This window comes from Streptococcus infantis (assembly GCF_047465185.1).
GTDB classification, from domain to species: domain Bacteria; phylum Bacillota; class Bacilli; order Lactobacillales; family Streptococcaceae; genus Streptococcus; species Streptococcus infantis_O.
On record NZ_JASHAJ010000003.1, the window covers coordinates 140,519 to 167,321 of the forward strand.

Annotated in this window: 24 protein-coding genes; 19 read left to right on the forward strand and 5 right to left on the reverse strand. The window is 38.1% G+C overall.

Annotated features, from left to right (window positions below; translation table 11 throughout):
- Nucleotides 1–9: 9 nt before the first annotated feature.
- The 19 genes from QM382_RS06500 (at nt 10) to QM382_RS06590 (ending at nt 20,401) form a co-directional block, all read left to right on the forward strand.
- Nucleotides 10–528, forward strand: coding sequence for a hypothetical protein (locus QM382_RS06500; protein ID WP_414272822.1), 519 nt, complete (start codon nt 10–12; stop codon nt 526–528).
- Entirely contained in the window at nt 525–2,324 is a 1,800-nt protein-coding gene (locus QM382_RS06505; protein ID WP_414272823.1) for a VirD4-like conjugal transfer protein, CD1115 family, read from the forward strand. Before QM382_RS06500 ends, QM382_RS06505 begins: the two co-directional genes overlap by 4 nt.
- 20 nt (nt 2,325–2,344) lie before the next feature.
- Nucleotides 2,345–2,608, forward strand: coding sequence for a hypothetical protein (locus QM382_RS06510; RefSeq protein WP_070683687.1), 264 nt, complete (start codon nt 2,345–2,347; stop codon nt 2,606–2,608).
- A complete protein-coding gene (locus QM382_RS06515; protein WP_414272824.1) occupies nt 2,599–8,304 on the forward strand; it encodes a PBECR4 domain-containing protein in 5,706 nt (1,901 codons plus the stop codon). The genes QM382_RS06510 and QM382_RS06515 overlap by 10 nt, the downstream gene beginning before the upstream one ends.
- Nucleotides 8,305–8,374: 70 nt before the next feature.
- Entirely contained in the window at nt 8,375–8,791 is a 417-nt protein-coding gene (locus QM382_RS06520) for a hypothetical protein (RefSeq protein WP_414272825.1), read from the forward strand.
- A gap of 216 nt (nt 8,792–9,007) precedes the next feature.
- The gene (mobC, locus tag QM382_RS06525) at nt 9,008–9,400 is read left to right on the forward strand and encodes a plasmid mobilization relaxosome protein MobC (protein ID WP_185774013.1); all 393 of its coding nucleotides are present in this window, start codon (nt 9,008–9,010) and stop codon (nt 9,398–9,400) included.
- Nucleotides 9,394–11,028, forward strand: coding sequence for a relaxase/mobilization nuclease domain-containing protein (locus QM382_RS06530; RefSeq protein WP_414272826.1), 1,635 nt, complete (start codon nt 9,394–9,396; stop codon nt 11,026–11,028). The genes mobC and QM382_RS06530 overlap by 7 nt, the downstream gene beginning before the upstream one ends.
- A 208-nt stretch (nt 11,029–11,236) precedes the next feature.
- Nucleotides 11,237–12,043 carry a ParA family protein gene (locus QM382_RS06535; RefSeq protein ID WP_006155178.1) on the forward strand — a complete coding sequence of 269 codons (807 nt, stop codon included), beginning with the start codon at nt 11,237–11,239 and terminating at the stop codon, nt 12,041–12,043.
- A 52-nt stretch (nt 12,044–12,095) separates the two neighbouring features.
- Complete coding sequence (locus QM382_RS06540; protein WP_000886110.1) at nt 12,096–12,329, forward strand: hypothetical protein; 234 nt, start codon at nt 12,096–12,098, stop codon at nt 12,327–12,329.
- Nucleotides 12,330–12,462: 133 nt separating this feature from the next.
- Nucleotides 12,463–13,755, forward strand: a complete 1,293-nt coding sequence (locus QM382_RS06545; protein ID WP_414272827.1) for an ISLre2 family transposase — start codon at nt 12,463–12,465, stop codon at nt 13,753–13,755.
- A gap of 440 nt (nt 13,756–14,195) precedes the next feature.
- Nucleotides 14,196–14,384: a 50S ribosomal protein L28 gene (rpmB, locus tag QM382_RS06550; protein ID WP_001140948.1), complete on the forward strand. Its 189-nt coding sequence runs from the start codon at nt 14,196–14,198 to the stop codon at nt 14,382–14,384.
- 152 nt (nt 14,385–14,536) lie between these two features.
- The gene (locus tag QM382_RS06555) at nt 14,537–14,902 is read left to right on the forward strand and encodes an Asp23/Gls24 family envelope stress response protein (RefSeq protein WP_000216443.1); all 366 of its coding nucleotides are present in this window, start codon (nt 14,537–14,539) and stop codon (nt 14,900–14,902) included.
- A gap of 2 nt (nt 14,903–14,904) precedes the next feature.
- Nucleotides 14,905–16,572: a DAK2 domain-containing protein gene (locus QM382_RS06560; protein WP_414272828.1), complete on the forward strand. Its 1,668-nt coding sequence runs from the start codon at nt 14,905–14,907 to the stop codon at nt 16,570–16,572.
- Between the two features lie 124 nt (nt 16,573–16,696).
- Nucleotides 16,697–16,903 (forward strand): hypothetical protein, encoded by a 207-nt coding sequence (locus QM382_RS06565; protein ID WP_025170070.1) that lies wholly within the window; start codon nt 16,697–16,699, stop codon nt 16,901–16,903.
- Nucleotides 16,900–17,094 carry a hypothetical protein gene (locus QM382_RS06570; RefSeq protein WP_000709296.1) on the forward strand — a complete coding sequence of 65 codons (195 nt, stop codon included), beginning with the start codon at nt 16,900–16,902 and terminating at the stop codon, nt 17,092–17,094. The genes QM382_RS06565 and QM382_RS06570 overlap by 4 nt, the downstream gene beginning before the upstream one ends.
- Complete coding sequence (locus QM382_RS06575; RefSeq protein ID WP_414272829.1) at nt 17,081–17,965, forward strand: ABC transporter ATP-binding protein; 885 nt, start codon at nt 17,081–17,083, stop codon at nt 17,963–17,965. Before QM382_RS06570 ends, QM382_RS06575 begins: the two co-directional genes overlap by 14 nt.
- 1 nt (nt 17,966) lies before the next feature.
- The gene (locus QM382_RS06580) at nt 17,967–18,704 is read left to right on the forward strand and encodes an ABC transporter permease (RefSeq protein WP_254724696.1); all 738 of its coding nucleotides are present in this window, start codon (nt 17,967–17,969) and stop codon (nt 18,702–18,704) included.
- On the forward strand, nt 18,704–19,801 hold the full coding sequence (locus QM382_RS06585; RefSeq protein WP_414272830.1) for a sensor histidine kinase: 1,098 nt from the start codon (nt 18,704–18,706) through the stop codon (nt 19,799–19,801). Before QM382_RS06580 ends, QM382_RS06585 begins: the two co-directional genes overlap by 1 nt.
- Nucleotides 19,802–20,401, forward strand: coding sequence for a response regulator transcription factor (locus tag QM382_RS06590; protein WP_414272831.1), 600 nt, complete (start codon nt 19,802–19,804; stop codon nt 20,399–20,401).
- Nucleotides 20,402–20,463: 62 nt separating this feature from the next.
- Here QM382_RS06590 and QM382_RS06595 read toward each other — a convergent pair whose 3' ends face one another.
- From QM382_RS06595 to QM382_RS06615, 5 genes are all read right to left on the reverse strand, one after another.
- Nucleotides 20,464–22,038 carry a hypothetical protein gene (locus tag QM382_RS06595; RefSeq protein ID WP_414272832.1) on the reverse strand — a complete coding sequence of 525 codons (1,575 nt, stop codon included), beginning with the start codon at nt 22,036–22,038 and terminating at the stop codon, nt 20,464–20,466.
- A 70-nt stretch (nt 22,039–22,108) separates the two neighbouring features.
- Nucleotides 22,109–23,329, reverse strand: a complete 1,221-nt coding sequence (locus QM382_RS06600) for a DNA cytosine methyltransferase (RefSeq protein ID WP_414272833.1) — start codon at nt 23,327–23,329, stop codon at nt 22,109–22,111.
- 20 nt (nt 23,330–23,349) lie between these two features.
- Nucleotides 23,350–24,015, reverse strand: coding sequence for a hypothetical protein (locus tag QM382_RS06605; protein ID WP_096753420.1), 666 nt, complete (start codon nt 24,013–24,015; stop codon nt 23,350–23,352).
- Nucleotides 24,016–24,025: 10 nt separating this feature from the next.
- On the reverse strand, nt 24,026–24,676 hold the full coding sequence (locus QM382_RS06610; protein WP_414272834.1) for a hypothetical protein: 651 nt from the start codon (nt 24,674–24,676) through the stop codon (nt 24,026–24,028).
- 2 nt (nt 24,677–24,678) lie between these two features.
- Nucleotides 24,679–26,802, reverse strand: coding sequence for a sensor histidine kinase (locus tag QM382_RS06615; RefSeq protein ID WP_096753419.1), 2,124 nt, complete (start codon nt 26,800–26,802; stop codon nt 24,679–24,681).
- Nucleotide 26,803: the final 1 nt, after the last annotated feature.

A 26,803-nucleotide genomic window follows, 5' to 3' on the forward strand; every position in this document is an offset into this window, starting at 1 on the left:
AGGTCTTACATGGATCAAGAAAAAATCAGTCATTCTCTGGCGTTAAAAGGAAAAGTTACCCTGGAGATGACGATACAAGCTCTGTACGCCCTCGCAAAAGCCCATTATGACAAGAAACAACATAAGGCAGCAAATCGAACATTTGAAGGTGAGACACGCTTTAATGACTTTATGGCCACAAAATCAAAAAAAGATGTCGAGACTTTATTAAATAGTGAAGTTCATTTGGCCAAGTTGAAGCATTACTTGGAAGAGTATAAGGTGGGTTTTACTTATCATCAAAAAGATGGTACAACCTATCTCTTCTTTGAAACAAAAAATCGCACCTTGGTAGAAAAGGCTCTCAAAGAAATGTTAGCAGACATCACGAAAAGCCCAGAAAAATTGGAAGAGTTTGCGAAAAAGGTTCTGAAGAAGCCACATGAAATGACTCCTGAAGAGAAAATCAACTACTATAAAACAAATAAGGTCTATAAGGGAATGATGCCAGTAGTTACGAAGGATATTGGTAAGGAGAAAGCACGATGATTAGAAAACCTATATGGCCCTACCTGGTGGTGGGGCTATTTTCATTTGTTATTTTCCAGTCCTTTTACCATTACTACCAACTTTCGACTGCAGCAGTACCTTTCATGGGAATGTTGCGACTACGTTGGTTGCTAGAACACTGGGAACGTTTCTCTTTCGGTGTTTTCTTTGATTCAGGAGCCTTATATGCAGGGTTGATTGGCTTCGGCCTCCCAATGCTTGTCTATGCTTCTATGGATAAGAATTTATATCGTCAGGGAGAAGAACAAGGTAGTGCTCGTTTTGCGACTTTGAAGGAAATGAGACGGTTTGAAGACGTTGATTTTGAAAAGAATATGATTTTTTCAAAACAGGTCAAAATGGGCCTATTTAACTTTCGCTTAGCCTACAATGTCCAGCTCAATAAAAATGTGATTGTCATTGGTCTTCCAGGAGACGGTAAAACCTTTACTTTTGTATTGCCAAATTTAATGCAGATGAACTCAAACTTTGTTGTGACAGATCCAAAAGGAAACCTGGTACACGAAGTTGGGAAGATGCTTGAAAAAGCTGGCTTTGCTGTTAAAATCTTTGATTTGATTCGGCTCAAGAATTCAGATCGGTTTAATCCTTTTCATTACATGAAGTCTGAGCTAGATATTGATCGTATCTCTGAATCAATTACTGAGGGAACGAAGAAGAGTGAGCATACTGGAGAAGACTTCTGGGTTCAAGCAGAGTTGATGCTGCAACGTGCATTGATTGGTTATCTCTATTTTGACTCTAAGGATCCTGAAACTGGAGTCCAGTTATATATGCCAAACCTGGGTCACGTTGCGGATCTATTAAGAAATATGTATCGAGAGGATCCAGATGTACCAAGCCCTGTCGAGCAGATGTTTGAAGAACTGAACGAACATCAACCTAACAACTATGCTTATAAACAGTGGAAATTATTCCAAAATTTCAGAGGCGAGACAAGAAACAGTGTGGTAGCGATTTTGTCTTCTCGTTATTCTATCTTCGATCACGAAGATGTCCGAAACTTGATTAGTGAGGATACCATGGAAATGGATACCTGGAATACGAAAAAGACAGCCGTTTTTATTGCTATTCCTGAAACCAATAACGCCTTTAATTTTCTTTCCTCAATCTTGTTTGCGATTGGTTTTGAGGTTCTTACACATAAGGCTGATGATATCTTGCAAGGGAAAGTACCTGGCTACAATAGAAAAAATCTTCGCCACATTCAGTTTATATTCGATGAGTTTGCACAAATTGGCCGTATTCCAAACTTCGCCCAGGTCCTCTCTTCTATTCGTAGTCGTGAGATGTCTATTAAGATTATCATCCAAGCTGTCAATCAGCTAGAATCACTTTATAAAAGTGATTGGAAGACCATCTTTAATAACTGTGCTACTCACCTATTTTTAGGGACAAATGACAAGGATACGATGGAATACTATTCTACAAGGTCAGGTAAGCAGACTATACGTACTAGATCCACCTCAAAATCGCATAGTTATCGTAATGGATCATCAAGTGAAAATAAACAAATTCAAGGCCGTCCCCTTCTAACTCCAGATGAAGTCGCAAGAATTGGGGTAGAAGAAGGATTGGTCTTTATTTCTAAACAAAATGTCTTCAGAGATAAAAAAGCAAGTGTCTATGATCATCCTAGAAAAGATGAGATTGCAAGTTCTCCTGAAGACAAAGAAAACTGGTACGAATACACTCGAAAAGGAACAGACATCGACGGCTTGCTTTTATATGCCAACGATTTGACTCCGCAGCTAAAAGAGTTATTCGTGGCCTAACATACAGAAAGGATAGTAGGATGGAAACACCTAAAACACAATTAGGATACCTGGAGAGTATCTCGCAGGTTCTAGCATTAAAGCTAGAAAATTTAGCCACAGAACGTTATGCTATTTGGCAGCTATTCAAACAGGCAGATGAGGAGACTTTTTATCAATTAGCTCCTCATCTTTTTGTGACAACGAGTCAGGAAGATCCAATAGTTGTTAGTGAACTAGATGCAACTCCTGAAGGATATCTTTTATTTAAGGAATTAGTAGAGGAGGAAAGAGTATGCCTTTAACAAAAGCACAGGCAAAATCGCTGGATATTTTAGAAGTAGCTCGTAGCCTCGGAATGGAAATGAAGAGGAAATCACATCGAGAGTATTATTGGGCTGAGCATGACTCGTTTAAGATTGATACTGTGAAGAATACTTGGCATTGGTATTCTCAAAACCTCTTTGGTGATACTATCAATCTCGTACAGCAAATGCAAAATGTCAGCTATAAGGAAGCCATGGTATTCTTAGAGACAGGTTCCTTTCCTGAAGCAAAACCAGTAGAGGAAGAACGTAAACCTTTCAACTATACACTAGCACCTTATGAGCAACCATTTGTGGAGGCGAGAACCTATCTCAAGGAGATTAGAGGTCTCTCTGATGATACAATCGACTTTTTCATGGAGAAGGGAGTATTAGCCCAAGCTAAACGTAAGGATAAAGATGGTGTTATAGAAGATGTCTTGGTTTTTAAATACTTGGACAGAAATCAGCAACTGGTAGGTGCGAGCCTCCAGGGACTTGTTCCTGATCAAGAACGTCATCCTGGCAAAGGATACTTGAAACAAGTCATGTATCAATCAGAAGCTATCAGCGGATTAAACGTGTCTATAGGGTCTCCTAAACGTTTAATTGTAACGGAGGCACCCATTGACCTTATGAGCTATTATGAGCTTCATAAGGACGAATTAAACGATGTTCGACTGGTTGCGATGGAAGGATTGAAAGAGGGAGTATTATCCCACTATGTTCTTGAAATATTACAGGAGCGAGGGGATATTCCTATGGATGAAAGGGATTATACCAAGTCTAGTGAGCTAGCACGTACCTCAAGATTCTTATCTGTTGCAGCGGAAACTTCCACACTTTTCCAAGATCACAAATACGATGATCTCATCACGCTGGCTGTAGATAATGATACTGCAGGACAGAATTTTATCACTCAATTGCAGGAGAAGGGGATTCCAGTCCAGATTGCCATTCCACCTATCGTCCAGCTTAACCAGGAAAAGAAAGATTGGAATGATTTCCTGAAGAGGGGGAATGAAGCTCCTAAGGAGCTGGCGCACGTTTACACAGCAGATGAAAAGTCCTGGCATTACCAGGGATTTTTTGAGAAAGAAATAGCTCTCGCAAAAGCGCAAGAGCTAACTGCAGATGATGTAAAAACCTTTGTCTCAGCTAGGCAACTGACGAAGGAAGAAGTCCATCAGGAATATACAAGGATTGTCAATCAAGAGAAAGAAAGGCAACATACTATGTCGGAAGTACATGAAGCAGGGGTTGAGTATGAAGCAGAAAAACCAGATAATAGTCGCTTGGCGCAAGCTAGACGAAAGCTAGAGCGACTCAAAGGAGAAGCTGATGAGGTAATCAATGCGGTCTACTCTCATCAATCCCTAACAAATGGCCAGCCTATGAATGATAAACGAGGCGGTGCTAACTTTATGCGCAAACAGGAGCAAATAGAAGGTCGAGTTTTCTCAAAGATGGATGAAATTAAGCAACAGGAAGAGCGAGTAGAGCGCCTGGAGCACCAACAACATTTGAAAGAAATGGGGTTGAATCGTCAGGGAAGTGGTCTGGATATGAGTGTTCAAAATATACCTAGAATCCGTGAAGAGTTAGAAAAAGCTAAACGTGGGGAGTCGTTCTTTACTAAAGCTACTCTCAAACGCTATCAAGAAGAGTTGACTAGACTTGAAGCTATATCTGAACAAATGGACAAAACGAGCATTCAGCCAGGAACTCAAGCTTTGATTGATGAAGGTCTAGTGAATCAGTGGCAAAAGCAACCAAATACGTATTTTGTAAAAGGGTTACGAAGAGTTGCCCTGGAGTTGACTGAAGAAGGAGAGTTTCAATTATCTTCCCAAACCAAGTATCATCCGAAAACAGATGAGGAACGACTGAAGGTGGATGAATTACTTGCCAAACAAAAAAAGCAAGGTGAACTAGTCCTAGAAGATTATCAGAGTTCTGAATTGAACATAGATAATAGTAATCTATCTCCAGAAGATGCGGAATGGCTGAAGCAGAACTGGGATAATATCAGCTTTTCAGTAGAGCCTAAAAAACAGATGGTTATTGATTCAGATAAAACAGTGACCTTTGAAAAACCTTCCAATCCTCTTGGAGATTCTAGTAGAGCACTGGAAGAAAATCAGAGCACAGAAAAAGCTCTTGGGAAGTCTCAAGAGCAAAATATGAATTCAGAGTATCAAAAAAATGAGAGGACCAATGGTAGTCAGGGGTCTTTACAGCCCAAGGCTGAAGGCAGTCCCACACCCGTACCAGAAGTTGGTACCTTTGAACGCTCTGTTACCAGTCGCCCTACGTTATCCTCTCATTTATTATATTTTAGCATAAATGAAGAGTTTCAGTCAAGTAATGATGGCCACTATCATTCTATTTCCTCGCATGAATTAGCTAAATTGAATCGTCCAATTCGTAGTCAAACTATACAGAATGCAGCGCAGTATTATTTGGCTGAATTGGCTAACTCTAAGATTTATTATGTCACTCCTGATAAGACTGTACAAGTAAATTTTGAAGAAAAACACTTCATGCACTTGACGGGGATCAAGCCACTTGCACCAGGGCAGACACCTGAAAAAACTTTACGTGATTTTGCAGAGGGAAACGGGCACTTTGATAATATTCTTTTGGCTAACAATGATGCAGCTTTTGACAAAATCAACGTCCTGTCAGATCTTTCAGTCGCAACAGAAAGTACGTCTTTCTATTTTGATGACTTAACTAATCTTAGACGATATAATGGGCGCTTTGACAGTCTTATAAAGTCTGATGATAAAGATATTATTTTACTGTTTAAAGAGCTGGAAGAAGAAAATTATATTCCAGTATCAGTATTTCAATCTAGAGCCAGACTGGTCAAAGAACTGGAGACGGCAGATAAAACTCCTATTCTTGCAGTATTCCGTGAACGTAATGGCCACATTGAACAGCTATCGATCAATGAGGACTATATTAAGGATGGGGGCAAAGAATTGCAATCCATTATGAAAAATGGCTTGTTTGAGGAAATCAAGCCTGATACAACTAAAGAAATTGAACATATTGCTCCAGAGGACACATCGAATAAAACTTCACTTGATTCGGCTACGTTTACTCAAGTCCTAGATACTGTCTATAATTTAGGTGTGCCAGGTGATATCTCAAAAACTCCAGAAGAATTTCATCAAGCCTGGAATCAGTATCTTGACTATGCAAAACAGCACAATGATAATTTTGATCAGATTGTTGCTGCAGCTGGAGAAGATCATCTCCTAGATACAAATTCAGATTTTTATAAAGAGTGGGAACAAGACCATATCTATAAGGAGAACTACCATGTACGAGTCCAATGGGCAGAAGAGCGCCCAGATGGGCCTAAATTGCCCTTTAAAGAAACAGAGCTGATATCTTATCAAGATTTTGCTAGAGAGCTTTACAAGGCTAATCAGAGCTTTTATTCGTTGCATCAGGAAGGGATAAAACAAGTGACTGATGGTCGCCCAGAAGGCTACATCTCTCCAACAAAGGTCCAGTTTAGTATCTACGCTCCTGATGGTGAACTGATCCAGGATAGCGTTCGTTACAATATCGGTGAGGAGATTAACCCAATCGCTCATAAAGAAAGACTTGGAACACGAGAAATGAGGGAGTACCCAGAATTGATGAAGATAGATGGGGACATATTCACTCAGTATCATCTGGAGAGATTGGCGAGTGAGTTAGATATTTCCCAGTTTAGTTACGCTTTGGAAGATACACCTTACGCAGATCAACTTTTGTCTCAAGTGCCTTTCGGAGTGTTAGAAAATAGTCCGATTGGTTTTTCGGATAGTAGTCATGATAGTCGTCTAGGATTTATTTCTTTTGATGGAATGGATAGTGTTGAGGTCGAAAATCTATCTGCTTGGTTTGAGAAGTTGGGTGTCAAGGACTCACCTATGGAACAAGTAGCTCTTGTAGAAAAATGGCAAAAAGAGATTAAAGATTTATCAGAAAAAGTTGAACAAACTATCGAAAAAATTCGAGATGAGTTTGAAAAAACACAAGAGGAAGAAATCAAACTAGAAGAACAAGGCCACAACAAGCAGGAGTTGAAACGTGATGCGGATGCTGACGGAGTTTCTGATGAGGAGGAGTTGCTGCAGGGAACAAATCCGTATGATTTTAGATCGAAACCAGGTTCTAAACCAGATGTCGAGGAGGGGCTACAAGCGGAAGAAGTTGTTTTAGCAGCTGATAGTCTTGCAGTCGCAGATTTAACTCAAAATACAGATATAGGACTATACATTCGATTTAATTGGAGTGAAAACAAGGCTATTCGAGATAGGTTTGAAGAAGATGAACTAGTACCATACGAAGAATTTATAGAAATTCTATATTTTGAAAATGAGCGTTTAAGACCTGAAGGAAATGGATATTATAAAACCAGTTTTGATATTGAAAATGAAAAAGGAGAAAGTTATACATTCGGTATAAGATACGATATAGGATCTGAACTATACCCACTTTCTGAGATGATGGATGAAAGATTTTCAGAGGAATATATAGAATATGCTAGTAAATTAGATAAAAAAGCTATAGAAAAGGTTCAATCTGAATTAGATGAAACTAAAAATAATCGGAAAGAAATAATAGATGCCGACGAGGAGCTAAAAGCTGAAGAAGTTGTTTTAGCAACTAGCAGTCTTGCAGTCGCAGATTTTATTCAAAATAAAGATATGGCAGGATTAAGCCGTCATCTTAAAGAAGGAATTAAGGAGTTCCTGGACTCAGATAAGTACAAAGACTATCTAACGAAAATGAGTCAACTAAATAATTATTCTAATCGCAACTTACGCTTAATTCTTGCACAAAATCCTGAAGCAAGGCAAGTAGCTTCTTTCAAACAGTGGAAAGAAAACTTTGGCCGTCATGTAAAAAAGGGCGAGAAGGCTTTACGTATTTTTAAACCTATGACGAAGATCAAAAAGGATGAGAATAACCAACCAATATTGGATAAAAACGGGAAACCAGAAACAGTTACATTCTTTGGTTTAGTACCAGTCTTTGATGTTAGTCAGACAGAAGGAAAGGAGATGCCAAAAGCTCCAGAAGTGAAAGAACAGCTGACTGATTTGGACTATGCCAATCTTTACCGTGCCCTGATGGCTATTGCAAAAGAAAATGATGTATCGGTTCGATTTGAAGAGATGGAAAACAGTAGACGTGGATATTATTCTGTCCCAGAAAATCAAATTGTTTTACGTAGTAATGAGATGAACAAGTCCCAAATTATTAAAACTTTCTTACATGAGATGGCTCATGCAGAGTTGCATCATGCAGATAATCCTCAAAAGGAAAAACTAACTAGAAGCACTGCTGAACTCCAGGCTGAAAGTGTCGCTTATGTTGTTTCTTCATATTATGGTATTGATACGTCAGATTATTCCTTTGCCTATCTATCTGGGTGGTCTGCTGATAAGGAGACACTTGCTGATTTAGAAGCACAGTTGGATATTGTCCAACAAGAAGCTAAAAGTTTAATGGTTCGGATGGATCAAGCATTGGAACAATTAAGATTGAGTCAGGAGAAACAAACGAAGCGTAGTTTTGAACAAAAACTGGAGAAGTTTAAAGATCAGAGCAAGCAGGCTGTCGAAGATCACAAGCAGGAGTTGAAAGCAGATGTACAATCAAAAAAAGAGAAGGGTTTCTCGAAATGACCGAACGGGACACCCCAAATAAACCCAAGGTCAAATTAAAAACAAATCATCATCAAGGAGGACAACACTCATGACTAATGAACAAGAAGAACAACTGATTATCATCCTTTCAGACTTTATTCCAATCATGGATGGAGACAGAGTTCAAGGAGTATCGCCAAACGCTAAAGACTTGACTCGCCAAAAAGTTCTGGAGCAACTAGAGGAAGAACAGTCCCAACTTCCTGAAGGAGATCCTGCTCTTTTGGAGTGGGAAGAAGAAAATATTGAGCTACTCAAGATGATTACAGATGAAGAATTTCAAGCTGTACTCACTGAAAAAATCTTACTGACAGAAATACAAATTGGGCAGTCTATTTTCCAGCCTCTAACTACTCAACAACTTTCTGTCCTAGCTGAGAAGTTAAAAAATCAGGAAGAAAAAAGTGTAGAAAATAGTGATAAGCAATCATCTATTTTCAAAAACATCTTCAGTTGGTTACGATAAATTGTTAGAAGTTATACTCCAAAAGATATAAGAAAGGGGCTTGGGGATTTCCCCAAAACTGAGAAAATCAAGAAGGAAAACTACAAGGTTCTCCTTCTCTGATTTTTTTAAATTTCGCAAATGGATATCCATTTGCTACGCTTGCCGGAAGGAAGTCAGGGGCGGATGCCTGGTCAGAAAATGCCAGAGACTCTGAGAGAAAGAGGATAAAAAATAATGCAGAAACGAGAAAATAGAAAACGCTATATACAAAAATTGATACGACTAACACCAGAGGAAGATCGTCAAATTAAAACAGCGATGGCCCAAATGGGAGTTCCATCTTTTCAATACTATGCGAAGAATCAATTGGTGCAAGGGAAGGTGGTGCAAATTGATTTTTCTGAATTGAAAGACCTTCGAGTTGCCATCAATCGAGTTGGGACGAACATTAACCAAATTGCCAAGCACGCTAACGAAAATCAAGGGGTTAGGCCAGAGGAAGTAGCACAAGTTATTGACTATCTATCTGAGTTGAAAGAGATGGTAGCTGCCAAACTTTCTAGCGCAGAAAAACAGAGTCTACAGGAACGGAAACGAACGGTAAGGAGTGATATAGAAGAATGGTAGTAATTAAATCTCCAACTCAAATTAAAACACCAGCTAATCTGAAGAGAGCTGTTAATTATATTCTGAATGAAGCGAAAACTCTTGTATCAGGAACTGCAGAAAGTGATCTTGATTTTCCTCTTGTCTATCATGATGGTGAGCTTCAAATGAAGCTAGTATCTGGCAATGGGATCTCTGATTTTAGTGTAGCAGATGAAGAAATGGTCATGACAAAATTGGCCGCAGCCTTTAAAAAAGGAGATGACGACTTGAAAGAATTATCTTCAGGAAAACAAGTATTGGCTCATCACATTATCCAGTCTTTTTCTCCTGATGACAACTTGACCCCTGAGCAAGTTCATGAAATTGGCCGTCAGACAATGTTGGAATTGACAGGTGGGAATTATGAGTTTGTGATTGCGACACACACGGATAAAGATCATCTTCATAATCATATCATACTCAATACAACCAATACCTCAACGCTTAAAAAATTTCGTTGGGAAAAGAAAACCCTGAAAAATTTGAGGGCGATATCGGACAAACATGCGGCACGTTATGGTGCCAAAATTATTGAGCCTACTATGAAAAATTCTTACACAAAGTATTCTGCTTGGAGAAGACAAAATAATTATCGATTTGAAATCAAGGATCGTCTAGATTTTCTTCTGAAGCACTCGCTGTCGTTGGAAGACTTTAAACAAAAAGCAGTTGCGCTTGACCTTCAGATTGATTTTTCTGGCAAATTTGTGAAGTATAAATTGCTTGACCAGCCCCAACAAAGAAATGTCCGAGATGATACATTATCGAAGAAAGGACTCTATTCTCTTGAAAAAATAAAAGAGAGAATTTCTAAGAATCAGTTAGTTTTTGATGTGGAGGAATTGAAAGAACAATATCAAGAATCAAAAGAAAAAACGGCAAATGATTTTGAATTGAAATTGGAAGTGGAATCCTGGCAGGTCGAGCAAGAAAGCAAGCAAGGCATTTACGTGCAGATGGATATGGGAGCTTTAAATAGTGGCACAATTTTAATACCTTCTCATAAAGTTGATAAAAATGAGGATGGAAATTATATCATCTATATCAAAGAGAAAGACTATTTTTATTTTCTCAATCCTGATCAATCTCAAAAAAATAGGTACATGATGGGCTTGACTGTCGCAAGGCAATTGGCCAAACAAAATGGAGAAACACTTGTAACTAAAAACGCTCAAATTTCCTCTATGCGTGAACTGATTAAGGAATATAATTTCTTAGTCGAGCACGGTGTGACAGATGGAACACAATTTCAACATTTGGAGGAGCGCTTTAATGAAAAGATAGAGGCTACCCAGGAGGAATTAAGACAGCTAGATGAGCGACTTGGACGTTATCATAAAATTGAAGGAGCACTTTTAGCCATCCAGCAATCTCCAGAAAATAGTCTTGCGGCGGTACAACTATTGGATGATTTAGGAGTTCCAAAAGATATGGGACTGGAAGATGTCAGTCAACTGATCAAACAATTCCAAATTGAAAAAGGTGCCTTACAAGAGTTCTTTGACGATACTCTAAAACATTACACAGATTATAGAGATGTTAAGGAGCACGTGCGTAGTCGAGAAGAGAAAGTTGACCGACGTTTTGAAGATGGAAAAACCTTGTAGAAGTTTCTGATGTTTTCAATCTAGTCTTGATTTCAGTACAGAGAGAACAGTTGTCTTTATATCTGGAGAGATAACCTTTTCTAGGAATCGCTGGTGAAAGGGGAAGAGAAATTTCATTATGAAAATAATTATAAATATAATTATAAACATATTGACAAATATAATTATAATGGTATAATAGAAGTATAGAAAAACAGGAGGATATCAAATGAAGATTATCACATTTGCTGCCATTAAAGGCGGTGTTGGAAAAACAACTTTGACATTTAATTATGGAGAATGGTTAGCTAAGAAAGGTCATAAGGTTCTTTTTATAGACTTAGACCATCAGTGTAATTTGACTCAGTGTTACAATATCTATGAGAGCAAGAATACAATTGCCAATGCTTTTAAAGGTGGCGATGTGGATATTAAGCAAGTCAAGGAAAATATCAGTCTAATTCCAGGTTCAGTTCAGCTTGACACGGTGGAACGAGATCTGGAGAACAGCGATAAGAAAAATATGTTACTTTATCTTTGGCTAGAGGATAACTACGAAAAGAAAAAGTTGGATCAGTTTGACTATATCTTGATTGATTGTAGACCAGACTTTGCGACAGCTACTAAAAATGCTGTTGCGGTCAGTCACGCTATTATTAGTCCCTTGACTCCTTCAGAGTTTGGTTATAATGCCAAATTCAATCTATCAACTCGGTTAGAAGCATTCAGAAAGGATGTAATTGACTATCGTACAAGGGAATCATACATTACTGCTGAGCTATATTTCTTAGCAAATATGATCCGACCGAACTATGGATCATCAAGAGAGTTACTGGAAGCTCTGGGACTTGAAGCTAAAGAGAAGGGAACGGACAACCTTCTAGGCATCGTACCAGCAAAAGAGTTATTCAATCATTCCACGATTGATAAGATCTCTATTGCAGATATGAAGGAGAATCCTGAGCTTTATCAAAAACACAAAAAGTTTTTCGCTGAGCTGGAGCAGACTTTTTCAAAAATTTATGATACAATATAATTATATTTATAAACACAAATACAATTATAAATATAATTAGAAGGAGATTATCATGGCATTTACCCCTAAGGAAAAAGAAATATCACAGATCATTGAAGCGAGCAGCCAACCTGATCGGACTCCAAATGAAGTCGCAGTTGAGTTTGAAAGCTTTGAACGTAAGAAACAATTTCAGTTTACTTTGAAACCAAGCAATCGGAAAAAATTGGATGAAATTGCTAAAGCAGCTGGTGCAAAGTCTGCATCAGATTACCTTGATAAGCTAATCGAAAGTTTATCGCTATAAATATAATTATACTTATAATTGTATTTATAATTAAATAACCTTCCCAATAAGGGAAGGCTTTTATTTTTGAAAGGGTCTTGTAGAAAGTTTGTGATGTTTTCAATCTAGTCATGATTTCAGTAAAATAAAGAGTATGTTTAGATTTGATGAAAAAGAATTTGTCGCAGAACTAGATCGCAAACGTGAGCAGCAATTCCTGAAGCAAGTAAGAGATTACGACGAGCAGATAGCTTCTTCCATGAGATTGAGGGGATATAAGCGGATAGATAGTACAGAGAGGACCGTTGTCTTTACATTTGGAGAGGTGACCTTTTCTAGAAATCGCTGGCGAAAGGGAAAGAAAAGCTGTTATCCCGTAGATGAGTGGCTAGGTCTAGAAAAGTATATGCGTTATTCTCCTGAGTTGATTTTTCACATGGCAAAACACGCTTCCGTTTTATCTTACCGTGAAGTTTGTCGAACAGTTAAGATGGCTTATCGCTTGGAGATAACAAAGGATGCTGTGTTGAAGTCTGTAAAAATGGCAGGCAGGCTCTTTTCGGAGAGGGAACGTTATCGGCTTTTTAAAGGTGATGAGCAACCGAGAAAAATCCAGGCAGATAAAATCTACCTGGAGGGAGATGGTGTGCTCGTCAAGACAACATCAAGCAATGATGAACGACACAATACAGACTTAGCACATTTTCTGATTCATACTGGAGCGAAGAAGGTTGGTAATAATCGGTATGTACTGGAGAATAAGCATGAGATTATCCATACAAGCCATGAACAAGCAAAGGAAGAATTGATCGACTATCTCTACAATCATTTTGAAATCACTGACCGAACTCTTCTTATCACTAACTCTGACAATGGTAAAGGATATTCTCGCAGAATATTTCAAGAAATCAAGAAAGCTCTACGGATTAAACGTCATGAGCATTTCTGGGATGCCTATCATGTCAATGAAGAACTAAAAAGATTCCTGAAGCCGTACCCATCTACACTACTTGATCTTGCTTTTAAGGCCATCAAAAATCATCAGAAGAGCCTGCTTCAGACCGTACTAGATACAGTTGAATCTCTCATAGAAAGTCAGGAAGCTCTTGATAATTTTTACAATTTTCGTAAGAAATTATTAAGAAATTTTTGTGACACTAGACCACCTAAACTTAGAGGATTGTCCTCACGGGGAATCGGGGTAATGGAGAGTCAGCACCGAAAGGTCACTTACCGCATGAAACATCGAGGGATGTATTGGTCCATCGAAGGGGCTTGTACCATGTCCAGGATGATTCTTATTGAACGAATTGATCAGCTATACGAGCTGTTTTTTGGAGCTTGGAGACAAGAGTATGAAGAATTTAGGGATACAGGATTAGGCGCAGGATTTCGTATTAACCATAAGCCACACGGTGCTGTCATCAGAAAAAGAGGACATAAATAGAATTGGAGGGCAGACAAAAGCCTCTAAAAAAGAGAATTTTTAGAGGTGTTTTTGTCATGTTTTTATGCAAAACAGTTGCTTTTTTGTCTAATGTGTGTTACAATAATAAAGTAAATAAAAACGAAAAAGGTGTAGAAGCAGCAACTCCTACACCACCGATTAAGACAAACACACACTTTGCTTAATCAGTCAAACAATATTGTAGCATAAAAAGTGCAATATAGTCAAGGGCTGGGGTAAAGTGAGGAACTTTTTCCAGTTTTTTTTGTCTGAAAAATCTCGCTTTATTATTGAGTTATAAGGATATTTGATTGTTCCCAAAAATTTAGACACAAACAAGTCTTCCAATTCCCTTGCCAAAAATAAGAAAGTGTGATAACATAGTACGGTATGTGGTGCTAGCACATCCGCTATATTAGATCTAATAGGAGGAAAACACAATGGCTAAAGTATGTTACTTTACAGGTCGTAAGACTGTATCAGGAAACAACCGTTCACACGCGATGAACCAAACTAAACGTGCCGTAAAACCAAACCTTCAAAAAGTTACTGTTCTTATCGATGGTAAACCTAAAAAAGTTTGGGCTTCAGCTCGTGCTTTGAAATCAGGAAAAGTAGAACGCGTTTAATAAACATGAAAAGACCTACAGGGTCTTTTTCTTTTGCTCGAAAGCTGAAATCATTTGAAAAATCAAGCAAATATCCGATGATACATCATTCTGCTTTTACAGTTGGGCTGAAATATGATAAAATAGAGTATCAACTATTTGAGGTAAAAAAAATGACTGTAAAAATTAATACAAAAGATGGTCAAGTCGAACTGACAGATGATGTGATCGCTACTGTTGTAGGCGGAGCAGCAACTGAAATTTTTGGTGTAGTCGGTATGGCTAGTAAAAATGCCCTCAAAGATAATTTCCAAGCCCTTCTTGGTAAGGAAAATTATTCAAAAGGTGTAGTCGTTAAAGCAGCTGAAGACGGTAGTATTGCAGTTGATGTATATACTGTATTGAGCTACGGTACAAAAATCAGTGAAGTTTCAAAAAACATCCAAGAGCGTGTACGTTTTAGTTTGGAAAATCAACTTGGAATCACTGCTCAAACTGTGAATGTCTACATTCAAAATATCAAAGTTGTAGGAGAATAATCGTGTCAAATATTACTACAAGCTTATTTCAAGAAATGGTACAGGCTGCTTCAACTCGTTTGAACAAGCAAGCCGAATATGTCAATTCATTGAACGTCTTCCCAGTTCCAGATGGAGATACAGGAACAAACATGGGAATGACCATTGAAAATGGTGCTAAGGAAGTCGCAGACAAACCAGCTTCAACTGTTGGTGAGGCTGCAAGTATCTTGGCTAAAGGTCTTTTGATGGGTGCGCGTGGAAACTCAGGAGTTATCACTTCTCAGCTTTTCCGTGGATTCTCACAAGCCATCAAGACAAAAGAAGAGTTAACAGGGAAAGACCTAGCCCTTGCCTTCCAATCAGGTGTTGAAGTAGCCTACAAGGCTGTTATGAAGCCAGTTGAAGGAACTATCTTGACCGTATCACGTGGTGCTGCCATCGGTGCTAAGAAAAAAGCAGAACAGACAGATGATGCAGTTGAAGTTATGCGTGCAGCCTTGGAAGGAGCTAAAGCAGCCCTTGCTAAAACTCCAGAAATGCTTCCAGTATTGAAGGAAGTTGGAGTTGTGGACTCAGGTGGTCAAGGTTTGGTCTTCATCTATGAAGGATTCCTTTCAGCTCTTACTGGTGAATACAGTGCTTCTGAAGACTTTGTAGCTACTCCAGCAAATATGGGTGAGATGATCAATGCAGAACACCACAAATCTGTAGCTGGACATGTGGCAACAGAAGACATTACCTTTGGTTACTGTACTGAAATCATGGTTGCTCTTAAACAAGGTCCAACTTATGCTAAAGAGTTTGACTACGAAGAATTCCGTAACTATTTGAACGAACTTGGGGATTCTCTACTTGTTGTTAATGACGACGAAATCGTTAAAGTTCACGTCCATACAGAAGATCCAGGACTTGTTATGCAAGAAGGTCTAAAATATGGTAGCTTGGTCAAGGTTAAAGTGGATAACATGCGTAACCAACACGAAGCGCAAGTAGAAAAAGAAGAAGCTCAAGTCAGCAAGCCAGCTGAAGAAAAAGAATATGCTCTTATCGCAGTAGTAGCTGGGCAAGGCTTGGCAGACATCTTCCGTGCTCAAGGTGTGGACTATGTCATCGAGGGCGGACAAACCATGAACCCTTCGACAGAAGACTTTGTCAAGGCTGTTGAGAAAGTTAATGCCCGTAACATCATCTTCTTGCCAAACAACAAAAACATCTTCATGGCAGCTCAATCTGCAGCTGAAGTATTGGAACAACCAGCTGTTGTAGTAGAAGCTCGTACAATTCCTCAAGGATTGACTAGCCTTCTAGCATTTGACCCAAGCAAGTCTATCGAAGAAAACCAAGAACGCATGACTGCAGCCCTTGGTGATGTGGTCAGCGGTAGCGTAACAACAGCCGTTCGTGACACAACGATTGACGGCTTGGAAATTCACGAAAATGACAATCTTGGTATGGTAGACGGTAAGATCCTCGTATCAAACCCTGACATGCACCAAACTCTGACTGAAACTTTGAAACATATGTTGGATGAAGATAGTGAAATCGTAACCTTCTATGTTGGAGAAGACGGAAGCGAAGAATTGGCAAATGAAATTGCTCAAGAAATCGCAGAAGAATTCGAAGATGTCGAAGTAGAAATTCACCAAGGTCAACAACCGGTTTATCCATATCTTTTCAGTGTGGAATAAAGATTAAATAATAGAAAAAGAAAGTTGAGGAATCAACTTTCTTTTTTTGTGACATTTGTCATATTTCCTCATGACAGAAGCTTCTAGTGATTCTACCTTCAAAGAATTATACTAGATGTATCAAATGGAGGAAGAAAAAATGAAACATAAAGTAATTGTCGCAATGAGTTTAGTAGCAGCAGGAGTCATGACTTATCTCATGTTCTCAGGATTGGATGAAGGCTTCTATCATTTTCCTTGGGAGCTATTTGCAGGATTTGGTATGATGTCTTGGTTGATCCGAGAAGGTTTGAAATTAGTCTCAGATGTGAAAAAGGAGTTTGAAAAATGAAAAAAGCGATTCTCTATCTCTTCATTGCACTATCACTAGTAGTATGGTTGGTCGAAATGTTTACAGGGTGGTTTGACCAAGCCTTCCTTCACCAAGTCATTCGCGGTGCTTGGGGTCTAGGATTTATGATTTTTATCGCCTTTCCGATGGGGAAGGAGTGGTTGAAAGGAGAATATCATGAACATGATTAAGGTAGAAAGCCTAAATAAAAGCATTAAGGGCAAGGCTATATTGAAGGATATTTCCTTTGAGGTGGCTGAAGGCGAATGCGTTGCCTTGATTGGCCCAAATGGTGCTGGAAAGACAACACTCTTGGACTGTTTGCTTGGAGACAAACTAGTCACCAGCGGTCAAGTATCCATCCAAGGCTTGCTAGTGACGAGTTCTCAGTTAGACTATATTAGAGGCTACCTCCCTCAAGAAAATGTCATCGTTCAGAAATTAAAGGTCAAAGAGTTGATTGCTTTTTTTCAAAGCATTTATCCAAATCCCTTGAACAATCAGGAGATCGATCAACTATTGCAGTTTGACCAGCAACAAAAAGAGCAATTGGCAGAAAAATTGTCAGGTGGGCAAAAGCGTCTCTTCTCTTTTGTCTTGACCTTGATTGGCCGACCAAAACTTGTCTTTTTGGATGAGCCAACTGCGGCCATGGATACTTCAACCCGTCAACGCTTTTGGGAAATTGTCCAGGAGCTAAAAGCGCAGGGAGTCACCATTCTCTATTCATCCCATTATATCGAAGAAGTAGAGCATACAGCTGACCGGATTTTGGTCTTAAATAAGGGAGAGTTGATTCGTGATACGACACCTCTAGCCATGCGCAGTGAGGAGATTGAAAAGCACTTTATCCTTCCTCTAGTATACAAGGAAGTCATTGAGCAGTCTAACTTGGTTGAAAACTGGTCACAAAAACAAGATGCTTTGCAAGTAGTCACACGTGAAGCGGATGCTTTTTGGCAACTATTAGTGCAAGCAGGATGTAGGATTCAAGAAATTGAAGTCAATAATCGTAGCTTGTTGGATACAATCTTTGAAGAAACACAAAAGGGAGATGACTAAGATGAAACGATGGATCGCACTAAACAAGATAGAATTTCTATTGACCAAACGACAATTAGTCTATTATCTATTATCCGTAGGGATGCCGACGGCCTTCTATTTATTCTTTTCAGGCATGTACCAGGACACACCCGGTGGACCAGATAACTTTATGCGCGACTACCTCATCTCCATGACAGCTTTTTCTATGATGTCGACAGCTATGTTTTCATTCCCAGCTGTCTTACATACAGATAAAATCAACAACTGGCAGAAAACATTACGCCATACCCCGGTAAATATGGTAGAATATTATCTATCAAAGATAACAAGTATGATGGTTGATTATTTAGTTTCAATCCTGGTTGTTTTCTCAGTTGGGCACTTGGTCAGAGGTGTGGATATGCCTCTAGGAAACTGGATTGGGGCTGCGTTCTTGCTGATAGTAGGAAGTGTTGCCTTTGTAGCACTTGGATTGACCTTGACACTCTTGCCTTCTAGTCAGTTGATGTCAGTCGTGGGCAATCTTCTCTATCTAGGCTTGGCTGTTTTAGGCGGACTCTGGATGCCCATCTCTTTATTTCCAGACTGGATGCAAGCAATCGGAAAGTGCCTACCAACTTATCAGTTGATGGAGTTGCTCAAGACCTTCTTAAACGAGGGTGGTATCAATTTATCAGCCACAGTTTATCTACTTGTTTTTTCAACAGTTTTGTTTGGTTTGACCATTTACCTTCAAGGTCATAAGGAGAATGCTTAATGCTTGTAAGACTGAAAAGCATAGATTATATGTATTGGGCCAGTTTGATTTTTATGGTTTTTCCCATCGTTCCTGTAGTGACTGGGGAGCTTCCTAGCTGGCATTTGTTGATTGATATTCTATTTGTCTTGGCTTACTTAGGTGTTTTAACCACCAAGAGTCAGCGTTTATCCTGGCTCTGTTGGGTTATCATGCTAGCCTATGTAGCTGGCTATACTGCCTTTGTTGGTGTAAATTATATCTGGTTCTTCTTTTTCCTTGCCAATCTCTTAATTTATCATTTCGGCGTACGTAGTTTTAATTCTTTACATGTCCGAACTTTTCTCCTTGCTCAAGTCCTTGTTGTGGGGCAACTTTTGATTTTTCAGGAAGTTGAAGTTGAGTTTCTAGTCTATCTACTTGGAATTCTCACTTTTATCGATTTAATGACTTTTGGCTTGGTTCGGATTCGTATTGTGGAGGATTTAAAAGAAGCTCAGGCTAAGCAAAATGCCCAGATAAACCTATTGCTTGCTGAAAATGAACGCAGTCGTATCGGTCAGGATTTGCATGATAGTCTGGGACATACTTTTGCTATGCTGAGTGTCAAGACAGATTTGGCCTTGCAGTTGTTTCAGATGGAGGCTTATCCACAGGTGGAAAAGGAATTAAAAGAAATTCACCAGATCAGCAAGGATTCCATGAATGAAGTGCGAACCATTGTGGAAAATCTGAAATCACGGACCCTAGCTTCAGAGCTTGAGACTGTCAAAAAGATGCTAGAGATTGCTGGGATTGAAGTTGAGGTTGACAATCAGTTGGACAAGGCTAGTTTGACCCAAGATGTGGAGTCGACAGCTGCTATGATTTTGTTAGAACTGGCAACCAATATCATCAAGCATGCCAGAGCTAAAAAAGCCTATCTAAAACTGGAACGTACAGATCAGGAATTGGTCCTGACAGTTAGAGATGACGGGAAAGGATTTGCAAATGTAAAAGGGAATGAACTTCATACAGTCCGTGACCGTGCAGCAGCCTTCTCAGGTCAAGTAGAGCTGGTCAGTTTGAAAGATCCCACAGAGGTGCGCGTGCATCTGCCTTATAAGGAGAGAAAGTAGATGAAAGTATTAATCGCAGAAGACCAAAGTATGCTTAGAGATGCCATGTGCCAGCTCTTAAGCTTTCAACCAGATGTGGAGACCGTCTTGCAGGCGAAAAATGGAGCCGAGGCTATTGAGGTTTTGGGGAAAGAAACAGTAGACATTGCCATCCTTGACGTCGAAATGCCAGTAAAGACGGGACTAGAAGCGCTCGAGTGGATCAAACAAGAAGTGCCTGAAACCAAGGTGGTTATCGTTACGACCTTTAAACGTCCAGGCTATTTTGAACGAGCGGTCAAAGCAGGAGTCGACGCCTATGTCTTGAAAGAGCGAAGCATCTCCGAGCTTATGCAAACCCTGCATACGGTGTTAGAGGGACGCAAGGAATATTCTCCAGAGCTGATGGAAGTCATGATGACACATCCCAATCCCTTGACCGAGCAGGAAGTCGCTGTTCTACATGGAGTGGCTCAAGGGCTCTCCAACCAAGAAATTGCGGACAAGCTCTACCTCTCAAACGGTACCGTCCGTAATTACATGACCAATATCCTCTCCAAACTCAACGCCAGCAACCGAACCGAAGCAGCCAAAACTGCCGAAGAAGAAGGCTGGTTGTGAGGGGAGAAGTAAGAAAAAATCTCTTAGAAATGAATCTAAGAGATTTTTTGTGTTATTCAAGTCTATTTTGCTACCCAGCCGATAGCATCGCTTGGTGGGTTTTCGGTGTCAATCCAGATAAATTCAATTCCAATTTCGCCATTTTTAAACTTGGTCAATCGAATTCCGTTGATTTCTAGTTCATTGAGTCTTTGACCTGTCAAAACTTCTCGTTCCTTCAACTGGAAAACGCCACGCAAGATCCAATTTCCAAGAATTTCTTGCTTATCAGTTGACTGAATAGCCTTACCAGCTTCTTGGTTGATATAGGCATTGATGACATCACCAGAAGGTAAAAATCTTAGTTTAAAGGTTCTTTCCTCTTTGGATAGAGCTAGTTTTTTAGTCCCAGGTTCAAAAGTTCCAAATCCAGGGCCAAAGAAGTCGGGCTTTTCGTCATGGAAGTTCTTGGAGTCAGGTAAGGGAATGTAAACCTCACTAACTGGACGATAAACGAGTTGCTCAATTTCTTTAATGAGTTTTTCATTGCCAGTATTATGGGCAAAGTGAATCAAGTCCTCACGAATCGCCTTCATCTGAACTTTTTCTTCCTTGCTGGTCCATTTTTTCAAGAGAATTTCTTCTAGGGAGAAAGTCACAAAAGCTAGTTCTTCTGGAGCTAAAATATCCTTGAATTTATCCTGAATCTTTAAAATCCGTGGCAGGCGATCTTTTTTGGCTAGTTTTGAACCACCATTAAAGGCATTGAAACCAGAGTTTTCTTCTACATTTCCATGTTTGTCTGTGATTACCCAAGACACCGTTTCTAAGATATCGGATTGTTCCTTTTCAGCTGTCAGTAAATGAAGGTTTTCAAAGAGAGAAAAAGGATCTTCGATGTAATGGACATCCCAAGTGTCTACAACAATGTCTTTATTGTTAAAAGTCATGTGGAGCTGGCTGTCAGCTGCTGTGTACTTGTAGTGGTGTTGCCCATCTGTAAATCGGAAATTAGTTGGATTGTTTTTGGTAGTTGATCCTTCAATGACCAGATTATCAATATCGACTGGTATATAAGTCGTTTCACCGACAAAAATCTTTGGATTTTCTCCTTTTGGTGTTGGCATTAGAACGTGATAAACAGCTTCAACATTGACCGAGTCCGAGTTGAATCCCTTGATTTGCGCCTTAGAAGATTCGATTCTCTGATTCCTCAAAGTCGCAATCTTTCGAGCCAACTCTTCATAGCGTTGATAATTTTCCTTGTCTGCTGTTTCTTTATCAGCAACAATATCTGCATGAAACTTGATATCACCCAACAAGTCTGTCCAATCTTGAGAGTCCTTCTTAAACTGAGCGATTTTTTGGTCTCCAGAATTAATCCCAAAAGACTTGATACCCACTAGATATTTATGATTTTCATCTACAACGACAGAGGCATCATAGGAGGTGTTGGCGATATCTTCCCCTACAGCATTAAAGGCTTTTTGAAAAACAGTCTCCTGAAATTTGGAGTTGACAATCGGAGCGACAGAATGTTCTGTTTGTTCCTCGTCTTCGGATTCTGCCTTTTGAGAGAAAGCTTGGCTCAAACTAGCAAAGTTGGTAATTAAGGTTTTGTATTTTTCTTTTTGTTCAGACTTTAGATGTTCCCACATAAGCGCCCTCTTTTCTATTTTCAGTATATCAAAAGAAGATTAGTTTTTCACTAATCCTCTTATATATTCGTTAATTAATACTGTAAAATTCGAGTTTTCCTTGTTTTTTTACAAGTCTCAAATACTCTTCATCTGACAGAACGGCTAAACCATCATCATAAGCCTTGATTTTTTCAAGAGCTTGCTCATAGCTATCTACAAAGTCCTTGACATAGGATTGGCCTTCAAATTGACCATTCATCTTGGTATAGATGATGGCAAATTTTCCTGAGCGGTTAAGTTGAGATTGCCCTTGGCTCTCATTTAAGGCCATAGCAACATTCTCTGCGATGCGTTTAATCACGGGAACGACTACGCTGTTTCCAGCTTGTTTGTAGAGCTGACCATTGGAAACCCCTTCTGGGATTTTAAAGGATTTAGGATATCCTTGAACATTAAAGGTTTCTTTGGGAGTCAACTTCCGAATCTCGCCACTGTCCGTCAAAATCAATGGAACGTTATGTCCACCTGTTCCCATATTTGCTGTCAGGGTAGGGACAACGCCGTTTTTATTTTCACGGACATACTGACGGCGCCACTGGTAAACTGTATCTTGACTGGTGACTTCAAACTTCAACTGATCGTAGAAATTCTGCTTACCTTCACGGTAGTAGTAGACCTCATCAAGCTGGTCACCAAAATTAATGACGTCTTGAAGAGAAGTCGTGAGCTTGATTTCCTCTGGGAACTCAAACAAATCATAAGCTTCCTTGGTATCAAAACCAACAATGTAGATACGCTCACGGTTTTGTGGGATATTTCCATAGTCTTTCCCGTTGAGAACCTTCCACTTGATGAAGTAGTTGTTCTCGGTCAAGGCTTCACGAATAACCTTGAAGGTATTGCCATGGTCATGACCGACCATGTTCTTGACGTTTTCGATGAAGATAGCACGAGGTTTACGTCCTTCAATCATGCGAAGCAATTCGAAGAAAAGATCGCCACGATCATCATCAAAGCCTTTGCGATAACCCGCAATACTAAAGGCCTGACATGGGAAACCTCCCATAATCACATCCACGCGCTCAGCTGGAATGTCCTCTGGCTGAACATCGTGAATATCACGACCATCCAAATAGGTGTCTGGATGGTTTAACTGATAAGTCTGACGCGCATACTTATCAAATTCATTGGCATACACCACTCTGAACTCGTTGGTCTGTTCAAATCCCAACTCAATTCCCCCAACACCTGAGAAGAAAGCTGCAATGTTGTACTTCTCAGGTCGGTTCGAACTTACAGAATTTGTCATGTAGTAACCTGCTTTCTAAATTATTCGACTTTCTCTGCACCGTTTCCATGTATTACTATATTTTTAGCAACATTTGTAACTGCTACAACAGTTTGATTTATTTCTTTTGCTTTATAAAAATGTGGATAGTTTCTTTTTTTGATTTCTGCTTTGAGTATTGATTTTTTTCTCAACTCCCATTCAAGTACTCTTCTGGTTTTTTCAAATGTCCAACTATGGTCAATTGCTTTAGTAAGCACATTTTCAAAAACCTCCTTATATAGATCTTTTATATACTGTGAATAGTAAGGAGAGATATAATCTTTAGAGTTTTTTTTATTAAAGTGTATCTTAGTATTAAAACCCAAATATACTGTACAATTTCCATTCTGAACAAGTTCCTTACCTAAGTATCTCGCAGTTCCACAAGATATAGCAATTACTTTTCCTAACGATAATACAGTGTTAGCATCAAGCAAAGTTTGTTTTGGAGAACAATGAAACCGATGGTAGAGAGAATCTTTAGAACCATGACATACAAAGATATTGGTGTTATTGCTGTCAATATTCGATATATAATCTCTTTTTCTGTCACTGGATATCAAGCTAATATTTCTTTTAGTAGAATTATCTTGTATTTTTTTTAAAAAACTACCAAATCGTTTCATGTTATCATCTAATCTATTTTTAAATAACACAATAGGCATACTATCATCCTTAATATTTATAGTTTAACAATACGGTAGACATTGTTTCTAGCAATTCTACTCCAAATTTTTTTCCAACTTCTGAATTTAGTTGATATTCTTTTAAAATTTCTGAAATTGTGTACTCTGTTCCATCAGACTCAAAATACAAATAGTCACCACTCTTCTCGTATTTTAATTTAGTTTCCTTTAAAAATCGAATAATTGGATCAATATCCTTCACACATTTTTCGATAATATCTGCAATTAAATGAGGATTATTTTTAGGAACTATCCCATCAATTTTATAGTCATTAATCAATCTGAAGAACTCTTCGTCAGTAATATTTAATTTTGCTTCAATATTTGTGACTCTATTTTGGTATTTGAAATCTGTCGAATAAAAAACAATTTTATCTACCATATTGACTTCTCTAAAATCACGAATAAAATCGGTCCCGACAGTCTTATCTGCAGACTGAAAAAAACCATTTCTTAAATTATAATCAACCATTAAAACATCAAAAGTTTCGTGTTTGATAGTTTCATACTCATTTTCATTAGAAACCAAGGAAAATTTTGAATTTATTCCTTTGCTTTTAATGAGCATTTCGTATAGTGGAAAGTTACTTTCTATCTGTCGCTCATCATCAATTACTAAAATTTTAAAAACATTTTCCATATTTATCTCCTAGGCAATTTTATTAAGAAAGATGTAGAAAAATCATCTTCCTCAATATCAACTAAATGGATTGTTCCATTAATATCTGTTAGATTCTCTTTAACTGATGCTAACCCAATGCCTGTACCACTCGTTTCTGAACTCCACAAGGAAAAAACAGTGGCATATTTGTCTTTTGGAATACCACAACCATTATCTGAAAAATAGATTGCAATTTCTTTATCATTCAATTGAATCATTATTCTAATTTTTGCATTATCAATCCCTTCTAGCGCTTTGACTGAATTGTTTAACAAGTTATCAAATACTGTTAGTAATGACTCTCTAGCACAAAAAACTTTTACATGGTCAGTTTCTTTTGGACAAACAATCTCAAGACTGATATTCTTTTGATGTAGATATGATTCATACTGATCAGAAATTCTATCAATTATATCATTTAGAATTTCATTTTTTTTATGAAGTTTTGTAGAATTAACTCTATCTAAGGAACCTTCAACTAATTTTGCAATATCTTCATATAAAGTATATAAAACACTTAAATCAATATCTAAATTCTTCTCTTCAATAATCATTTGATAATAAATCAATTGTCCCTGAAGAACAACTAGTTTATTTTTTATAGAATGAAGCATCTCAAATAAAATACCTTCACGATTACTTAACTGAGAATAAATTTTGATCTTAGATTCTATTTTATCAGAAGCCTTCTCAATCTTATCAATTCTATCATTCAGTAAGACTTCTGTGGAGGCAATATTATCTAAGAATATTTTCTTATCTTCAGGTGCAATTACTAAACCATCAATAGTATCTTTAAGTTCTTTAACCTTCGTATCAATATCTACTTTAAGTTCTGAAGTTTCTTTTTTAACAGTATCATAACCATCCTGAGCTTGTTTTTTTATTCTATTGAAGATAAAGTTTTCAAACATTGAAATTAAGTTCCACAGAAAATCTTTTAATGATTCAAATTCTGGTCGATCTTCAATAAAGCCAACCCTATCAGTTGCTTCTTTTAACGCATCTAATTGTGATAAATCTTTACCATCTAGAAAAACATTGCCCACTAAATCTCTCGTACCAAAAGTTCTAAACATTCCCTGAGCATGATGTCTATCAATTTCTAGCCAATCGTTATGAGGTTCTCCATAAGGTACAATACGAAACTTATCTCTAAAAATTTTTATATTGCCATAATCAGAGGGACGAATTCCCATCCGTCTCGTGAAAGAAATTTTCTCACCTTTATCTAAATAATAAATCTCAACAAATGTTCTACCAAAAGGAGATTGTTTTTCGAAGATTTGTACACGCTCAACATATTCTATTTCATCATCTATTTTGATTGATATTTCAGCTATACCATCTGATCCCAGGTCTGCTTCAATTTTACATTTCAAATGCTCAAAAGTATCATTTTTTAAGTGAGTAGACTCTTTTACCTCTCCTTCAACGTAAAATGATATTTTAATTTTAAAATCTGATTCATCATCAATGGGAGATAAAAATTTTGAAATATCTTTTTTTAGTTTCTCAATATTGTTATTCTCCCATTCATCTCGTAATTTTTTTATTGTTAGAGATAAACCAGAGGAAATATTTTGTTCAAGAAATTCAATATAATACTCATTTTTTATTTCTTGTAATAGTTTACTCCTATCATCATATTTATTCCAATCAAAATATACTATCACCTTCTCATTTAGTTTAGATTGTCCAATAGATTCTAAAATTAATTCTTCACCAATTTTATCAACACCAAATCTACCAATGCCTTTTTCACCGTTTGCAAATCGAGTGATTAATTCACCCATTTTTTTAGAATCCAAACGAAGTAGTTTATTTTTCTCTTTAGAGGAATTTCCAAGTTCCATCCAATACTTATCCACTTCTTCAACAGTCATACCAATTCCATTGTCGATGATTTTAATCTTTGAATTTTCAGAAGATTTCCACCCTTTGTCTACAAATAAAAAATCATGAAATTGAATATCTACTTCTGTTGCGCCAGCATCATATGAATTTTTTATCAATTCAAATATAGCTATATTGTTATTTGTTATTAATTCTTGTCCAACTAGTGTTTTTAACTTTGAATTTGTTCTAAAAGTAAATTCAGCCATA

Bases quoted from the DNA above. Each gene is read 5' to 3' on its own strand.
- QM382_RS06615 (WP_096753419.1), bottom strand. From the start codon at position 26,802: ATGGCTGAATTTACTTTTAGAACAAATTCAAAGTTAAAAACACTAGTT.
- QM382_RS06510 (WP_070683687.1), top strand. From the start codon at position 2,345: ATGGAAACACCTAAAACACAATTAGGATACCTGGAGAGTATCTCGCAG.
- QM382_RS06530 (WP_414272826.1), top strand. From the start codon at position 9,394: ATGGTAGTAATTAAATCTCCAACTCAAATTAAAACACCAGCTAATCTG.
- QM382_RS06505 (WP_414272823.1), top strand. From the start codon at position 525: ATGATTAGAAAACCTATATGGCCCTACCTGGTGGTGGGGCTATTTTCA.
- QM382_RS06575 (WP_414272829.1), top strand. From the start codon at position 17,081: ATGAACATGATTAAGGTAGAAAGCCTAAATAAAAGCATTAAGGGCAAG.
- QM382_RS06600 (WP_414272833.1), bottom strand. From the start codon at position 23,329: ATGACAAATTCTGTAAGTTCGAACCGACCTGAGAAGTACAACATTGCA.
- QM382_RS06500 (WP_414272822.1), top strand. From the start codon at position 10: ATGGATCAAGAAAAAATCAGTCATTCTCTGGCGTTAAAAGGAAAAGTT.
- QM382_RS06585 (WP_414272830.1), top strand. From the start codon at position 18,704: ATGCTTGTAAGACTGAAAAGCATAGATTATATGTATTGGGCCAGTTTG.
- QM382_RS06520 (WP_414272825.1), top strand. From the start codon at position 8,375: ATGACTAATGAACAAGAAGAACAACTGATTATCATCCTTTCAGACTTT.
- QM382_RS06595 (WP_414272832.1), bottom strand. From the start codon at position 22,038: ATGTGGGAACATCTAAAGTCTGAACAAAAAGAAAAATACAAAACCTTA.
- rpmB (WP_001140948.1), top strand. From the start codon at position 14,196: ATGGCTAAAGTATGTTACTTTACAGGTCGTAAGACTGTATCAGGAAAC.
- QM382_RS06535 (WP_006155178.1), top strand. From the start codon at position 11,237: ATGAAGATTATCACATTTGCTGCCATTAAAGGCGGTGTTGGAAAAACA.
- QM382_RS06555 (WP_000216443.1), top strand. From the start codon at position 14,537: ATGACTGTAAAAATTAATACAAAAGATGGTCAAGTCGAACTGACAGAT.
- QM382_RS06605 (WP_096753420.1), bottom strand. From the start codon at position 24,015: ATGCCTATTGTGTTATTTAAAAATAGATTAGATGATAACATGAAACGA.
- QM382_RS06610 (WP_414272834.1), bottom strand. From the start codon at position 24,676: ATGGAAAATGTTTTTAAAATTTTAGTAATTGATGATGAGCGACAGATA.
- QM382_RS06570 (WP_000709296.1), top strand. From the start codon at position 16,900: ATGAAAAAAGCGATTCTCTATCTCTTCATTGCACTATCACTAGTAGTA.
- QM382_RS06540 (WP_000886110.1), top strand. From the start codon at position 12,096: ATGGCATTTACCCCTAAGGAAAAAGAAATATCACAGATCATTGAAGCG.
- QM382_RS06580 (WP_254724696.1), top strand. From the start codon at position 17,967: ATGAAACGATGGATCGCACTAAACAAGATAGAATTTCTATTGACCAAA.
- QM382_RS06545 (WP_414272827.1), top strand. From the start codon at position 12,463: ATGTTTAGATTTGATGAAAAAGAATTTGTCGCAGAACTAGATCGCAAA.
- mobC (WP_185774013.1), top strand. From the start codon at position 9,008: ATGCAGAAACGAGAAAATAGAAAACGCTATATACAAAAATTGATACGA.
- QM382_RS06515 (WP_414272824.1), top strand. From the start codon at position 2,599: ATGCCTTTAACAAAAGCACAGGCAAAATCGCTGGATATTTTAGAAGTA.
- QM382_RS06590 (WP_414272831.1), top strand. From the start codon at position 19,802: ATGAAAGTATTAATCGCAGAAGACCAAAGTATGCTTAGAGATGCCATG.
- QM382_RS06565 (WP_025170070.1), top strand. From the start codon at position 16,697: ATGGAGGAAGAAAAAATGAAACATAAAGTAATTGTCGCAATGAGTTTA.